Here is a 15,092-nt window from a genome sequence, read left to right as displayed (position 1 = left end):
ACCAGCCGTGCTAACCGTTACTTGGCAGACTTGATCGCAGCGCCGAGTTTCTTGGCGGTGTCGGCCGGGTCGGCTTTCGGGTCGTTGATGTAGTTGGTCACGACATCAAAGAACGCACCTTGTACCGCCAGGGTAGTGGCCATGTTGTGGGCCATACTTGGCTGCAGGCCACCGGTCTTGGCGTCGGCAAGGAAGTCCTTGGCAGCGGTCTGGGCGCAGGAGTCGAAACCGAGCTTGTCCATTTCATTGAGCATGTCGGTACGAACCGGGATCGAGCCTTTGTTGATGCTGAAGACTTTCTGGAAGTTTTCACCCAGTACCACTTTGGCGATGTCCTTCTGACCTTCCTGAGTGCCCTTGTCTTTAACCTTGAACACCGCCAGGGAGTCGATGTTGTAGGTAAAGGCTTTGTCGGTACCCGGGAAGGCTACGCACTCGTAGTCTTTGCCGGCGACTTTCTTGGCGGCAGTCCACTCGGACTTGGCCCAGTCACCCATGATCTGCATGCCGGCCTTGCCGTTGATGACTTTGCCGGCTTCCAGGTTCCAGTCCTGGCCTTTGCCGTCGACGTCCATATAGGTCGCGACCTTTTTAAGCTCAGTCAGGGCCTTGACCATTTGCGGGCCGGTCAGCGCGTCGTTATCCAGGTCAACCAGGGCTTTCTTGTAGCCGTCGGCACCCATCACCGACAGTACGACCGCTTCAAATACGGTGCTGTCCTGCCAAGGCTGGCCACCGTGGGCGAGCGGGATGAAGCCTGCGGCCTTGAGTTTGTCGCCGGCTGCGTAGAATTCTTCGAGGGTGGTCGGGTTCTTGGTGATACCGGCTTTCTTGAAGACTTCCGGATTGATCCACAGCCAGTTTACGCGGTGAATGTTGACCGGCACGGCAACGTAGTTACCTTCGTACTTCACGGTATCGGAGACTTTCTTGTCGAGCAGCGAGTCCCACTTTTCTTCTTTGGCGACGTCTTTAAGCACGTCGGTGTCGAGCAAGCCAGTGGACGCCCATTCCTGAATGTCCGGGCCTTTGATCTGGGCAACGCCTGGCGGGTTGCCAGCGACTGCGCGGCTTTTCAGCACAGTCATTGCAGTGGCGCCACCGCCACCGGCTACGGCGCCGTCTTTCCAGACGAAGCCATCTTTCTCAACTTGAGCCTTCAGTACGTCTACTGCTGCTTTTTCACCGCCTGAGGTCCACCAATGCACAACTTCAACCGTCCCTTTCGAGTCGGCGGCAAATGCACTGAGGGGAAACAACGAGGCAATGGAAATAGCAACGGCGAGGCGATTAATCGCGTTCATCTGAATACCTTTTCTTGTTGTTATGCATGCAAGTCTAGAGCTTGCGCTGCACGGAGTTTAAACATGGATTTTTAGCGCGCAGGTAACAAAGGGACGCACAAATGTCACCACTTGGTGACATAGCATCCTTGACCCAATGCGCTGGTCATACTCGGTGACAAGGGTAGTACAGGCAGTACGACCGCTTGCCAGGCATGGTACAGGTCCGGCTTGCCACCCCAGATCTTGCTGCTGGGCTGGTTGTGCGGGCTGAGTTCGTGGTGCCAGCTGCCGTTGATACGGTCGATAAAGTGGCTTTCGCAGAACTCCCAAAAGCGCCGATACCAGGTTTCGAAATGCAGCTCGCCAGTGCGTTTGAGCAAAGCCTGGGCCGCCGCGCTGGCTTCGGCATGGGTCCAGTGCAGGCGCTCGCGCACCACTGGCTGGTGCTTCCAGTCCAGGGTGTAGACGATGCCGGGAGCGCCGTCCACGGCCCAGGCGTATTCGCAGGCGCTGGCGAACAGGCCGCGGGCGTCGCTCACCAGCCAGTCCGGCGTGGCCAGCCCGGCTTGCAGGCGTGCGGCTTCCAGGTGCAGCACCAAACGTGCCCATTCGAAACCGTGGCCGGGGGTGATGCCATACGGGCGGAAGCCATCGGCAGGGTTGTCTTCGTTGTAGCCGAGCAAGGGTTGCCAGTGCGTGTCGAAATGCTCGATCACCATGAACTGGTTGCCGGCAGCGTGAGTGTGGATAACGCGCTCGACAATGCGCAGCGCGCGGTCCAGCCAGCGTGTTTCACCGGTGACATCGGCCAGTGCCAGGAAGGCTTCGGTGGCGTGCATGTTGCTGTTGGCGCCGCGATAGGCTTCGACGCCGCTCCAGTCCTGGGCGAAGGACTCGAGCATCACGCCCTCCTCCTCGCTCCAGAAGAACTGGTCGATGATATGCACGGCGTCGTGGAGCAGGTTCTGCGCACCGGGTGCGCCGGCCACTACGGCAGAGCTGGCAGCCAGGGCAACGAACGCGTGCAGGTAAGCGGCTTTGCCACGGTTGCCATCCAATGCGTTGGGCGCGGCGAACCAGCCGCCGTGTTCGCTATCGCGCAAGGGGCCACTGAGGGCGGCAACGCCATGGGCAACCAGGTCGGCATAACCCGGCACCCCCATGGCATGGGCCATGGCAAAGCTGTGGGTCATGCGCGCCGTGTTCATGGTTTCGGCGTGGGCGTCGGCCGGCAGTTGGCCTGTATCGCCAAGGTTGCCGAAGCCGTCTGGCAGACGTGAGGCTTTGGCGAACGCCAGCAGGCGTTGGCCTTCGCTGGCGAGCCAGGCGTGATGGGCAGGTGCGTTCAGCCAACTGCTGGCAGGCAGTGGTTGCATGGTCATGGGTAGCCCTTTTTATTTTTTATGGGATGACCGGAGTCTAAACAAGGGCGAGACGAGGGCAAGTAACGAAGGGGATGGGAAATGTCACCACCTGGTGACATTTGATCGTTCCCACGCAGAGCCCGTCGATCGTTCCCACGCTCCGCGTGGGAATGCAGCCCGTGGCGCTCTGCGCCACCCCTGCACAACCCGGCAGCGGGACGCGGAGCGTCCATGGCGGCATTCCCACGCAGAGCGTGGGAACGATCATTGGGTTATTGGCCCAGTGGGGTGACCCGCGCTGGCGCGTTGAGCTGTTGGTTAAGGTTCTGCACCTGGCTCTGCAACGTGGTGATGTTGCGCGTGGTCTGGATGCGGAACACGTCAAACTCTTTATTGGTTGGCGCATCACTATTGGCGGGCTGGTTCTCCTGCGCGCTTTTGAGCACCACCAGGTCCTGTTCCAGGCGGGCGATGGCCGCGCTCGGGTTGCCTTGCTTTTTAAGGGCCGCCACGTCGGCGGACAGATCCTTGACCTCACCCTGCGCCGCCTTAAGTGTGGCCACGGCATCGGTCAGCGCCTGCACCTGGCCTTGCAGCTTGGCATTCGCGCTCGACAGTTCAGTGGTGCTGGCACTCATCTGTGCCAGGCGCTGGTCGAGTTCAGTTGCCTGCCCGGCCACGCCGACTTGCTGCTTGCCTTGCTCCAGCAATTGGGTTTCCAACTGCTTGATCTGCAACTTGAGGGCTTCGCTGCCGTTGTTGACGTTGGCCTCGCTGGCCACCACCTTGCCGGAAATGTCTTGCAGGCGCCCCGCCGCTTCTTCACTGATGCGTGCAAAGCTTTCCTGGGTGGCGACCAACTGCTGGCCCATCAGGGAAATCTGCTGGAAGCTCCACCAGGCAAGGCCGGCGAAGGCGATCAGCAGCGCGCCGACCAAGGCCCACAGGGGGCCGGTGCTGGCGCTCTTGACCTTGACCACCTTGGTTGTGCGCGAGCGCACGGAGGTGGCGGGAGTCGGCTCGAAATCATCATCGTCCCCGATGTCAGCCCGCAGGCTGGGAACGTTGTCGAAATCGTCTTTGGCATCGTTACGCATGAATCAACCCTGAATCGGTGAGATGGCGACCGGAAAAGCCGAGCGAGCGGAGTATAAACCCCGTTGGCGCCGCATTGATCGACCCGGAAGCCTGAATTCGGTTCCCGATGTGTTGCTGGTTGTGAGCTTATTTCAGCCCCGGCTCCTGAGCTTTCCACCAACTGCAGAACTCATCGAGCGCCGTCCACAGGCTGACCTTGGGCTCGTAGTCGAGATAATGCCTGGCACGGCTGATGTCCAGGGTGAAATCTTTGTTCATGACCTGCATGCCCAGGCGCGACAACGACGGCTCCGGGCGGCCCGGCCACATTGCGCAGAATGCCTCGTTCAACGCCGCCACGCTGTATGACAAACCGTACGACCGATACCGGGTGACCTGGGGCATGTCCATCTGGCGCATTACATAATTGACCACATCCCACACTGGCACCGGCGCGCCATTACTGATGTTGTAGGCCTTGCCCAACGCCGAGCCGGTGGCGAGCAAGCTGCTGAGCAGTGCCTCATTGAGGTTGTGCACACTGGTGAAGTCGACCTTGTTCAAACCATCACCGACGATAGCCAGGCGGTTCTTGCGCTGCATTTTAAGCAGGCGCGGGAAGATGCTCATGTCGCCGGCCCCGGTGACAAAACGCGGGCGCAGCGCAAGTACTTCGAGGCCGAATTCCTGGGCGCCAAACACCTTCTGCTCCGCCAGGTATTTGGTGGCGGCGTAGGGATGCTTGAAGCGCTTTGGCACTTGCTCCTCGGTCAGCCCCAGGTGGTCGCGGCCATCAAAGTAGATCGACGGCGACGACAAGTGCACCAGGCGCCCGACACGCTCCTTGAGGCAGGCCTCGACGACGTTTTCGGTGACCAGCACATTGCCCTGGTGGAAGTCCTGGTACTTGCCCCACAACCCGACGGCGCCGGCGCAATGCACCACGGCTTCGACATCGCGGCACAGCTCGCGCACCAGGTCGGCATCATTGAGATCACCCTGGATAAACTCGGCGCCGCGCCTTACCAGGTGCTCCACACCTTCGGCACGCCGCCCGTTGACCCGCACGTCCAGGCCCTGCTCCAGGGCGAAACGTGCAAAACGCCCGCCGATGAAGCCGCTTGCGCCGGTGACCAGAATTTTCATTTGTTACCCCATGCTCTTTCGTTTTTCATCGCTGTTGCCTTGACGCACGCCATCAGTCCAACGGCACCAACCATTGGCCACAGGCCTGGGCCAAGTGATCGGTCAGCAGCCCCAACAATTGCCCACCATTGCGCCAATGATGCCAGTACAACGGCACGTCGATGGGCTTATCTGGCAACAACTCGACTAAAGCGCCGCTTTGCAACTGGTCGCGCACCTGTAATTCCGGCACCAGGCCCCAACCCAGTCCGGCTTCGGTCAGGCGAATAAAACCTTCGGAGGACGGGCACAAATGGTGCTCGAAACCGCCGTCCACGCCCAGCGATGCCAGGTAGCGGTGCTGCAGGAAATCGTCCGGGCCGAACACCAGCGCCGGCGTGCGTGCCAACTGATCGGCACGCACGCCCTCGGGAAAATGCCGCGTTATAAATGCAGGGCTGGCCAACGCACGGTAGCGCATGGCACCGAGCAACAGACTGCGCGCCCCGGCCACCGGGCGTTCGCTGGCGCAGATACAGGCCGCCACTTCACCGGCGCGCATGCGCTTGAGGCCCACGGTCTGGTCTTCTACCACCAAGTCCAGCAACAAATGCTGCTCGGCGCAAAAGTCGCTGACGGCCTCGGCCCACCAGGTGGCGAGGCTGTCGGCGTTCAAGGCGATGCGCAGGCGCTCGGGCATGCCCTCCTCGTCCAGCGCCGGCACCTGGCTTTGCAGGTCGCGCTCGAGCAAGCGCACCTGTTGCACATGGTTAAGCAACCGCCGGCCGATGTCGGTGGGTGTAGGTGGCGTGGCCCGCACCAGCACCGGTTGGCCAATACGCGCCTCCAGTAACTTGATGCGCTGGGAAATCGCAGACTGAGAAAGCCCCAGTACCTGCGCGCCACGCTCGAAGCCGGCCTGCTCCACCACCGCCGCCAGGGCGGAAAGCAATTTATAGTCGAACATCAGTTTCTCTAATGAGCGATCAGCAATATTGGTTTTTCTTATACAGCGTGGGCCGGGAGAATGACCAGCATTGCTTCTCTTTATTAAAGGAATCCACACATGGCTGGCGAAACCGCCCTGGCAACCCTGCTGCGCAGCATGAGCCCTCATCTAAACGAAGGCGACTACGTGTTCTGCACCCTGCCCGACTCACGTATCCCGGCAGGTTGCGAGATCATCGGCAGCTTTCGCGAGCAGGAAGGTTTGACCCTGATTGTGGAGCGTGAGCAGGCGGACCACGCCGGGCTGGCCTTCGACTATGTGGCCGCCTGGATCACCCTGAATGTGCATTCGGCCCTTGAAGCCGTGGGCCTGACGGCGGCGTTTGCCAGCGCGCTGGGCAGCGCCGGTATCAGTTGCAACGTGATTGCCGGGTTTTATCACGACCACTTGTTCGTAGGCCGCGCCGATGCCGAGCGGGCCATGGATGTATTGCGCCAACTGGCAGCAAACGCGGAGTAATGGCTATGTGGCAAAGCTACGTAAACGGGCTGCTGGTGGCTCTCGGCCTGATCATGGCGATCGGCACCCAGAACGCGTTTGTATTGGCGCAAAGCCTGCGCCGTGAACATCACTTGCCGGTGGCGGCGCTGTGCATCGTGTGTGATGCAATTCTGGTCGCACTTGGGGTATTTGGCCTGGCTACCGTGCTGGCGCAAAACCCGCTGCTGCTGGCCATTGCCCGCTGGGGTGGTGCGGCATTCCTGCTGTGGTACGGCACCTTGGCGTTGCGTCGAGCGTGTTCCCGACAAAGCCTGGAACAGGGGGCACACCTCAAGGTGCGTTCATTGCGCGCCGTGTTGCTCAGTGCCTTGGCAGTAACGCTGCTCAATCCCCATGTGTACCTGGACACCGTGCTGCTGATCGGCTCATTGGGCGCGCAACAAACCGAGCCCGGCGCCTATGTGGCCGGCGCTGCCAGCGCCTCGTTCCTGTGGTTCGCCACCCTGGCACTCGGCGCGGCGTGGTTGGCACCTTGGCTGGCGCGCCCGGCGACCTGGCGCCTGCTCGACCTTCTGGTCGCGGTGATGATGTTCAGCGTGGCCTACCAATTGATCAGTGCCGGATGAATATTCCAAAACGCTCTGGAACCTCTATCCCACACAGTTGTTGCGTGGTTTTGCCGCACCCCCGGTGCTATGATCCGGACCCTGCGCCGCAAAGAGTACAAACTCCCCGGCGCTTGTTTGGCCGCCCGTGATCGGCCTTGCGCTCACCGCAACTGACCTGATTAGGAGAATCATCATGGCTTTCGAATTGCCGCCGCTGCCCTACGCACACGATGCCCTGCAGCCGCACATCTCCAAGGAAACCTTGGAGTACCACCACGACAAGCACCACAACACCTATGTCGTGAACCTGAACAACCTGGTGCCTGGCACCGAGTTCGAAGGCAAGACCCTGGAAGAAATCGTCAAGTCTTCTTCGGGCGGCATCTTCAACAACGCCGCTCAGGTCTGGAACCACACTTTCTACTGGAACTGCCTGGCGCCAAACGCCGGTGGCCAACCGACCGGCGCACTGGCTGAAGCCATCAACGCAGCCTTCGGTTCGTTCGACAAGTTCAAGGAAGAGTTCACCAAGACGTCCGTCGGCACCTTCGGTTCCGGTTGGGGCTGGCTGGTGAAAAAAGCTGACGGTTCCCTGGCCCTGGCCAGCACCATCGGCGCCGGCAACCCGCTGACCAGCGGCGACACCCCGCTGCTGACCTGCGACGTGTGGGAACACGCCTACTACATCGACTACCGCAACGTGCGTCCAAAGTATGTGGAAGCGTTCTGGAATCTGGTCAACTGGAAATTCGTGGCTGAGCAGTTCGAAGGCAAAACCTTTACTGCCTAAGCAACGTTTGCAGTAGAAAGAGCCCGGCAATTGCCGGGCTTTTTTGTGGCCGACGAAAACTGGACGTAATGCAGAATGTGTGGAACTCACCGAGAGGAACAGGCCACCCAGCATGCGAGAGAAATAACTCTCTCATTTTATCCTGTAGGAGAGTCCGCAATGGATCCGTTATCGATGGGTATGTCAGCTGTGTCTTCAGTGTTGCCACTCGCAGGCAAAGGCATGGACCTGGTGAGCAAGGGCATGGACTTGCTGGGCACGCTGGTCAATTCAGCCAGTCAGGCCGCCGGCAGGGCGCAAGGTAAAATCGGCGGTGATGCCCACCAGAAGAACGAACATCAGATCACGTTCAACAACGTAAACGAAAACTCGATCAAAGTATCTTAAGCCCGCAACACTCGATGTCGGGATGTCGAAGGCATTCCCTTCCTTTCCTGCGCGGTACCCGAGGGCGATGGATATCATCGCCCTCTTCCTTCCAGACACGCCCTTTACAGCCTCCAGAAGCCTTAGCAGCAATGTCCCTTTGACTGCCATCCCGAGATTGCCAATACTCATGGCATATTGAGGCTACCCGCACGGAACAAGGAATGACCCTTTGAAGCTGGAACTCAAAAACAGCTTGTCGGTGAAGTTGCTACGGGTTGTGCTGCTCTCGGCATTGATCGTGGGCGTGACGCTGAGCGTGGCGCAGATCGTGTTTGATGCCTACAAGACGCGTCAGGCCGTGGCCGGTGACGCGCAGCGGATCCTCGACATGTTTCGCGACCCCTCGACCCAGGCTGTCTACAGCCTGGACCGCGAGATGGGCATGCAGGTGATCGAGGGCCTGTTTCAGGACGACGCCGTGCGCATGGCCTCCATCGGCCACCCCAACGAAACCATGCTGGCGGAAAAAAGCCGCGCCTTGCAGCAATCACCCACCCGCTGGTTGACCGACCTGATTCTTGGCCAGGAACGCACCTTTACGACTGCACTGGTTGGCAAAGGCCCCTATAGCGAGTACTACGGCGACCTGAGCATTACCCTCGACACAGCCACCTACGGCAAAGGTTTTATTGTCAGCTCGGTGATCATCTTTATTTCCGGCGTGCTGCGCGCCCTGGCCATGGGCCTGGTGCTGTACCTGGTGTATCACTGGCTGCTGACCAAGCCGTTGTCGCGGATTATCGAGCACTTGACCTCAATCAACCCCGACCGCCCCAGCGAACACAAGATCCCCCAGCTCAAGGGCCATGAACGCAACGAGCTGGGGCTGTGGATCAACACTGCCAACCAGTTGCTCGAGTCCATCGAGCGCAATACGCACTTGCGGCATGAGGCGGAATCGAGCCTGTTGCGCATGGCCCAGTACGACTTCCTGACCGGGCTGCCGAACCGTCAGAAGCTGCAGGAGCAGTTGGACAAGATCCTCACCGATGCCGGCCGCCGACAGCGCCGGGTGGCGGTGCTGTGCGTGGGGCTGGATGACTTCAAAAGCGTCAACGAACAGTTCACCTACCAGGCCGGCGACAAATTACTGCTGGCCCTGGCCGACCGCCTGCGCGCCCACAGCGGCCGCCTCGGCGCCCTCGCCCGCTTGGGCGGCGACCAGTTTGCACTGGTGCAGGCCGATATCGACCAGCCTTACGAGGCCGCCGAGCTGGCGCAAAGTATCCTCGACGACCTGGAAGCCGAATTCGCCCTCGACCAGGACCAGATTCGCCTGCGCGCCACCATCGGCATCACCCTGTTCCCGGAGGACGGCGACAGCACCGAGAAGCTGCTGCAAAAAGCCGAACAGACCATGACCCTGGCCAAGAGCCGCTCGCGCAACCGCTATCAGTTCTATATCGCCAGTGTCGACAGCGAAATGCGCCGGCGCCGCGAACTGGAAAAAGACCTGCGCGATGCCCTGGGTCGCGAGCAGTTCCACTTGGTCTACCAACCGCAGATCAGCTACCTCGACCACCGCGTGGTGGGCGTAGAGGCATTGCTTCGCTGGCAGCACCCGGAACACGGCCTGGTGCCGCCGGACTTGTTCATCCCGCTGGCGGAGCAGAACGGCACCATTATTCCGATTGGTGAATGGGTGCTGGACCAGGCTTGCCGGCAGTTGCGCGAATGGCATGACCTGGGCTTCACCGAACTGCGCATGGCGGTCAACCTGTCCACCGTGCAGTTGCACCACACCGAGTTGCCACGGGTGGTCAACAACCTGATGCAGATCTATCGCCTGCCGCCACGCAGCCTGGAGCTGGAAGTGACCGAGACCGGCCTGATGGAGGACATCAGCACCGCCGCCCAGCACCTGCTAAGCCTGCGCCGCTCCGGTGCCTTGATCGCGATTGATGACTTCGGCACCGGCTATTCATCCTTGAGCTACCTCAAGAGCCTGCCGCTGGACAAGATCAAGATCGACAAGAGCTTCGTCCAGGACCTGCTGGATGACGACGACGATGCAACCATCGTGCGCGCCATTATCCAACTGGGCAAAAGCCTGGGCATGCAGGTGATTGCCGAAGGCGTGGAAACCGCCGAGCAGGAGGCCTATATCATTTCCGAAGGGTGCCATGAGGGCCAGGGCTACCACTACAGCAAACCGCTGCAGGCCCGTGAGCTGGCGGCGTTTTTGAAACAGTCCGAGCGCAACAACGCGGCGATTCTCTGAACCGACAAATCGATACCAAATATTTCCCTCGCATAAACCTTTACACAAAATGCAAATCTTTCGCATTATGTCGCAGTTTTTGCGCTTCCCCGCGCGCCCTATCAACAACCGAAGCAGGATGTTCGCCATGATTCGTATGCCCCTGGCCACCGCCAGTCTGCTGGCCATTGCCATTTCTCTCGCCGGTTGCGGCGAAGGTAAAGACAAGGCCGCCGCGCCGACCCCGGCAGTCAGCACCACCGCTCCAGCGGCTGCCACGCCTGCCGGCCAGGTCGACGAAGCAGCCGCCAAGGCCGTTGTCGCGCATTACGCCGACATGGTGTTCGCGGTGTACAGCGACGCCGAATCCACCGCGAAGACCCTGCAAACCGCAATCGACACCTTCCTCGCCAACCCGAGCGACGACACCCTGAAAGCAGCCCGCACCGCCTGGGTCGCCGCCCGTGTGCCGTACTTGCAAAGTGAAGTGTTCCGCTTCGGCAACACCATCATCGACGACTGGGAAGGCCAAGTGAACGCCTGGCCCCTGGACGAAGGCCTGATCGACTACGTAGACAAATCCTACGAGCACGCGCTGGGTAACCCGGGCGCCAACGCCAACATCATCGCCAACACAGAGATCCAGGTGGGCGAAGACAAGGTCGACGTCAAGGAAATCACCCCGGAAAAACTCGCCAGCCTCAATGAACTGGGCGGTTCCGAAGCCAACGTCGCCACCGGCTACCACGCCATCGAGTTCCTGCTCTGGGGCCAGGACCTCAACGGCACCGGCCCAGGCGCAGGCAACCGCCCGGCATCCGACTACATGACCGGCGACGGTGCCACCGGCGGTAACAACGAGCGCCGTCGCACTTACCTGCGCGCTGTGACCCAACTGCTGGTCAGCGACCTGGAAGAAATGGTCGGCAACTGGAAACCCAAGGTCGACGACAACTACCGCGCCACCCTGGAAGCAGAACCTGCCACCGACGGCCTGCGCAAAATGCTGTTCGGCATGGGCAGCCTGTCCCTGGGCGAACTGGCCGGTGAGCGCATGAAGGTTTCCCTGGAAGCCAACTCGCCGGAAGACGAACAGGATTGCTTCAGCGACAACACCCACAACTCGCACTTCTACGACGCCAAGGGCATCCGCAACGTCTACCTGGGCGAGTACACCCGCACCGACGGCACCAAAATGACCGGCGCAAGCCTCTCGTCGCTGGTGGCCAAGGCCGATCCAGCCGCCGACTCGGCGCTCAAGGCCGACCTGGCGTCGACCGAAGCGAAGATCCAGGTCATGGTTGACCAGGCCAACGCCGGTGAGCACTACGACCAACTGATCGCGGCCGGTAACGACAAGGGCAACCAGATCGTGCGTGACGCGATTGCGGCACTGGTCAAGCAGACCGGCGCGATCGAAACCGCCGCGGGCAAGCTGGGCATCAGTGATTTGAACCCGGATAACGCTGATCACGAGTTCTGATTGATCCTGCGCTGAATAAGGCGACCTTCGGGTCGCCTTTTTTGTGCGCGTTCCCCCCTTCCCATACCCACTGTGGGAGCTGGCTTGCCTGCGATAGCGATGGGTCTGCTACGTATGGGTGGCTGACAGGTCGCCATCCCAGGCAAGCCAGCTCCCACAGTCGAACTGCTTCGCCTCGTACACCCCGGTTTACAAGACCCGCACCGCAGGTAGAATGGCGCCACTCTCTCAAACCCGAGCTTTCTTCATGGCGTTGCCGACCCTGCGTATCATCGGTTTCATCATCGGCATCTTCCTGATCACCCTCGCGATCGCCATGGTCATCCCGATGGCCACCCTGGTGATCTTCGAACGCACCAGCGACCTGCCCTCGTTCCTGTGGGCCAGCATGATCACCTTCCTTGCGGGTTTGGCCCTGGTTATCCCCGGCCGCCCCGAACACGTGCACCTGCGCCCCCGGGACATGTACCTGCTGACCGTCACCAGCTGGCTGGTGGTGTGCATCTTCGCCGCGCTGCCGTTTCTGCTGACCCAGCACATCAGCTACACCGATTCGTTCTTTGAAAGCATGTCGGGCATCACCGCCACCGGCTCCACCGTCCTGAGCGGTTTGGACAGCATGTCCCCTGGCATCCTGATGTGGCGTTCAATGTTGCACTGGCTGGGCGGCATCGGCTTTATCGGCATGGCGGTGGGGATCCTGCCGCTGCTGCGCATTGGTGGCATGCGCCTGTTCCAGACCGAATCCTCGGACCGCTCAGAAAAAGTCATGCCGCGCTCGCACATGGTGGCGCGCCTGATCGTGGCAGCGTATGTGGGCATCACCATCCTGGGCAGCCTGGCGTTCTGGTGGGCCGGCATGGGCTTGTTTGATGCGATCAACCACGCGATGTCAGCAATTTCCACCGGCGGGTTTTCCACCTCCGATGAATCCCTGGCCCACTGGAAACAACCGGCGGTGCACTGGGTAGCGGTGGTGGTGATGATCCTCGGCAGCTTGCCGTTCACCCTGTATGTGGCCACATTGCGCGGCAACCGCCGGGCGCTGATCAAGGATCAGCAAGTGCAAGGCTTGCTCGGTTTGCTGATCGTGACGTGGCTGGTACTCGGCACCTGGTACTGGTGGACGACCAACCTGCACTGGCTGGATGCCCTGCGCCATGTTGCCCTGAACGTTACGTCGGTGGTGACCACGACCGGCTTTGCGCTGGGGGACTACAGCCTGTGGGGCAATTTCTCGCTGATGCTGTTCTTCTACCTGGGTTTTATCGGCGGCTGTTCGGGCTCGACGGCGGGCGGGATCAAGATCTTCCGCTTCCAGGTCGCCTACATCCTGCTCAAGGCCAACCTGAACCAACTGATCCACCCACGCGCAGTGATCAAGCAGAAGTACAACGGCCACCGTCTCGACGAAGAGATCGTGCGCTCGATCCTGACCTTTTCGTTTTTCTTCGCTATCACCATCTGCGCCATCGCCCTGGCCCTGTCACTGCTGGGTCTGGACTGGATGACCGCACTGACCGGTGCCGCCAGCACCGTGTCCGGTGTTGGCCCGGGCCTGGGCGAAACCATCGGCCCGGCCGGTAACTTCGCCAGCCTGCCGGATGCGGCCAAGTGGATCTTGTCATTCGGCATGCTGCTGGGAAGGCTGGAGATTATTACCGTGTTTGTTCTGTGCATTCCGGCGTTTTGGCGCCACTGACCGTCGATGCCTGCAGCAGCCGCACCCGGTACTCGCCGGGCGTGACGTCGAACCAGCGGCGGAACGCGCGGAAGAAATTACTCGGGTCGGCAAAGCCCAACAGGTAGGCGATTTCCAGCAAGGTCATACTCGGCTGCGCCAGGTACTGTTCGGCAAGCTCGCGACGCGTATCGTCGAGCAACGTCTGGAAACTGGTGCCCTCCTCCTGCAAACGCCGCTGTAACGTGCGCTGAGACAAGTGCAGGGTCTGTGCCACCACTTCGCGCTTGGGCTCACCCTGGGGCAACAAGCGGCACAGCACCTGGCGCGCCTTGTGGGTCACGCGGCTCTCGGAAAACCGCGCCAGGTATTCACCGGCAAACCGATCATGCAGCAGCGCCATCGCCTCATTGGCGGTGGGCAAGGGTGCATCCATGTCGGCCTGTTCGAAAATCAGCGCATCATAGGGCGCATTGAACTCCATAGGCGCATGGAATGCTTGCTTATAGGGCGCCAGATCGGCCGGTTGGTCACCTTGCAACATTACCTTGCGTGGCTGCAGGGTGCGGCCAGTCAGCCAGCCACATAATGCCAGGGCACTGGCCAACGAGGCTTCAGCGCTTTGCCGGGTCGGCGGCAGGTGATCGCCATGCACCGTCAGAATCAGCGCATAGCCTTCAGGTAACAGGCGAAAACTCAAGTCGGCGCTTTCGGCGATGATGCGTTGGTAACGCACCAGGCGCATAAAACCTTCGGCCAGGGTGTTGCTGGACATCAAGGCGTAACCCGCCACATGAAACGACGCCGGGCGCACCACCTTGCCCATGTTCAAGCCGATCGCGGGGTTGCCTGACAGCTCGACAGCGCGCTGCCACAGCCGGGTCATGGAGTCTTGCGCAAAACGTGCATCAGGGTCACTGAGCGCGGCGTAGTCCAGGCCCAGTTGCTTGAACAAGACACGGCAATCCAGGCCGTCCATTTCCAACGCTTTGACGATGCCCATTGCCCAGCTTGCAGAAGTTGTTCGTTCGCTCATGGCGTCTTCTTGAAAAAGGCAGGCTTAAACGGCAGCCAGGAAGCCAAGGATACTAAAGTGGCATCTATTGTCACTGGCTGTTACCACTGATCACTCTAGACTCAAATAAGCTCCCCGCCGAACATCTGTTGGGCGGCATCACCAGCCCAGGGCCGATCACTGTGGAAAACGTCAAGCAATTCAACAGCTTCGCTGAGTTCTACCCTTATTACCTGAGCGAGCACGCCAACAGCACCTGCCGGCGCCTGCACTTTATTGGCACCACCCTGGTGATTGGGATTCTGGCTTATGCCATTGGCCGTGGCTCGTTGGGGTTACTGCTCGCATTACCGGTCGCCGGCTACACCTTTGCCTGGATCGGGCACTTCTTCTTCGAAAAGAACCGGCCTGCAACGTTTCAACATCCCTTCTACAGTTTGCTGGGGGATTTTGTGATGTATCGCGACATGATTTTGGGGAAGGTGCCTTTTTGAGGTCTTTCCAAAAGTGACCCGCTGTAAGAGCGGAACCCTACTCAGCCATCACCCAAATAACGGATATGCCCCCAAACCCAACACCCACCC

General features: G+C 60.4%; 14 protein-coding genes. 8 read left to right on the top strand and 6 right to left on the bottom strand.

Features of this window, described 5'->3' with window-relative positions; all coding sequences use genetic code 11:
- Positions 1-17: 17 nt before the first annotated feature.
- The 5 genes from AOA62_RS30050 to AOA62_RS30025 form a co-directional block, all read right to left on the bottom strand.
- Complete coding sequence (locus AOA62_RS30050; protein WP_017139182.1) at positions 18-1,304, bottom strand: ABC transporter substrate-binding protein; 1,287 nt, start codon at positions 1,302-1,304, stop codon at positions 18-20.
- Between the two features lie 104 nt (positions 1,305-1,408).
- Positions 1,409-2,668, bottom strand: coding sequence for an AGE family epimerase/isomerase (locus AOA62_RS30045; RefSeq protein WP_099550449.1), 1,260 nt, complete (start codon positions 2,666-2,668; stop codon positions 1,409-1,411).
- Between the two features lie 254 nt (positions 2,669-2,922).
- Entirely contained in the window at positions 2,923-3,747 is an 825-nt protein-coding gene (locus AOA62_RS30035; protein WP_017139180.1) for an ATPase, read from the bottom strand.
- A gap of 127 nt (positions 3,748-3,874) precedes the next feature.
- Positions 3,875-4,873 carry an NAD(P)-dependent oxidoreductase gene (locus AOA62_RS30030; protein WP_099550447.1) on the bottom strand — a complete coding sequence of 333 codons (999 nt, stop codon included), beginning with the start codon at positions 4,871-4,873 and terminating at the stop codon, positions 3,875-3,877.
- Positions 4,874-4,925: 52 nt separating this feature from the next.
- Positions 4,926-5,819: a LysR family transcriptional regulator ArgP gene (locus AOA62_RS30025; RefSeq protein ID WP_099550446.1), complete on the bottom strand. Its 894-nt coding sequence runs from the start codon at positions 5,817-5,819 to the stop codon at positions 4,926-4,928.
- Positions 5,820-5,918: 99 nt separating this feature from the next.
- Here AOA62_RS30025 and AOA62_RS30020 point away from each other — a divergent pair, with 99 nt between their 5' ends.
- The 7 genes from AOA62_RS30020 to AOA62_RS29990 all read left to right on the top strand — a co-directional run bounded on the left by AOA62_RS30020 (position 5,919) and on the right by AOA62_RS29990 (position 13,514).
- A complete protein-coding gene (locus AOA62_RS30020) occupies positions 5,919-6,320 on the top strand; it encodes an ACT domain-containing protein (protein WP_099550445.1) in 402 nt (133 codons plus the stop codon).
- A gap of 5 nt (positions 6,321-6,325) precedes the next feature.
- On the top strand, positions 6,326-6,928 hold the full coding sequence (locus AOA62_RS30015) for a LysE/ArgO family amino acid transporter (RefSeq protein ID WP_099550497.1): 603 nt from the start codon (positions 6,326-6,328) through the stop codon (positions 6,926-6,928).
- Positions 6,929-7,103: 175 nt separating this feature from the next.
- Positions 7,104-7,700 (top strand): superoxide dismutase, encoded by a 597-nt coding sequence (locus AOA62_RS30010; RefSeq protein ID WP_003212997.1) that lies wholly within the window; start codon positions 7,104-7,106, stop codon positions 7,698-7,700.
- Positions 7,701-7,859: 159 nt separating this feature from the next.
- Complete coding sequence (locus AOA62_RS30005; protein WP_099550444.1) at positions 7,860-8,087, top strand: hypothetical protein; 228 nt, start codon at positions 7,860-7,862, stop codon at positions 8,085-8,087.
- A 211-nt stretch (positions 8,088-8,298) separates the two neighbouring features.
- Entirely contained in the window at positions 8,299-10,350 is a 2,052-nt protein-coding gene (locus tag AOA62_RS30000) for a bifunctional diguanylate cyclase/phosphodiesterase (protein ID WP_017139175.1), read from the top strand.
- Between the two features lie 127 nt (positions 10,351-10,477).
- Entirely contained in the window at positions 10,478-11,812 is a 1,335-nt protein-coding gene (locus tag AOA62_RS29995) for an imelysin family protein (protein WP_017139174.1), read from the top strand.
- Between the two features lie 247 nt (positions 11,813-12,059).
- Positions 12,060-13,514: a TrkH family potassium uptake protein gene (locus tag AOA62_RS29990; RefSeq protein ID WP_099550443.1), complete on the top strand. Its 1,455-nt coding sequence runs from the start codon at positions 12,060-12,062 to the stop codon at positions 13,512-13,514.
- Here the strand turns inward: AOA62_RS29990 and AOA62_RS29985 are convergent.
- Entirely contained in the window at positions 13,471-14,529 is a 1,059-nt protein-coding gene (locus tag AOA62_RS29985) for an AraC family transcriptional regulator (RefSeq protein WP_017139172.1), read from the bottom strand. The two genes, AOA62_RS29990 and AOA62_RS29985, sit on opposite strands and share 44 nt — an antisense overlap.
- 161 nt (positions 14,530-14,690) lie before the next feature.
- Here AOA62_RS29985 and AOA62_RS29980 point away from each other — a divergent pair, with 161 nt between their 5' ends.
- Positions 14,691-15,002 carry a DUF962 domain-containing protein gene (locus AOA62_RS29980; RefSeq protein WP_099550496.1) on the top strand — a complete coding sequence of 104 codons (312 nt, stop codon included), beginning with the start codon at positions 14,691-14,693 and terminating at the stop codon, positions 15,000-15,002.
- The last annotated feature ends 90 nt before the right edge of the window (positions 15,003-15,092 follow it).

This window comes from Pseudomonas sp. 2995-3, assembly GCF_002742565.1.
Taxonomy (GTDB): domain Bacteria; phylum Pseudomonadota; class Gammaproteobacteria; order Pseudomonadales; family Pseudomonadaceae; genus Aquipseudomonas; species Aquipseudomonas edaphica.
Note: the sequence above shows the minus strand (reverse complement) of the source record. Positions and strands in the feature narration are given on the sequence as shown.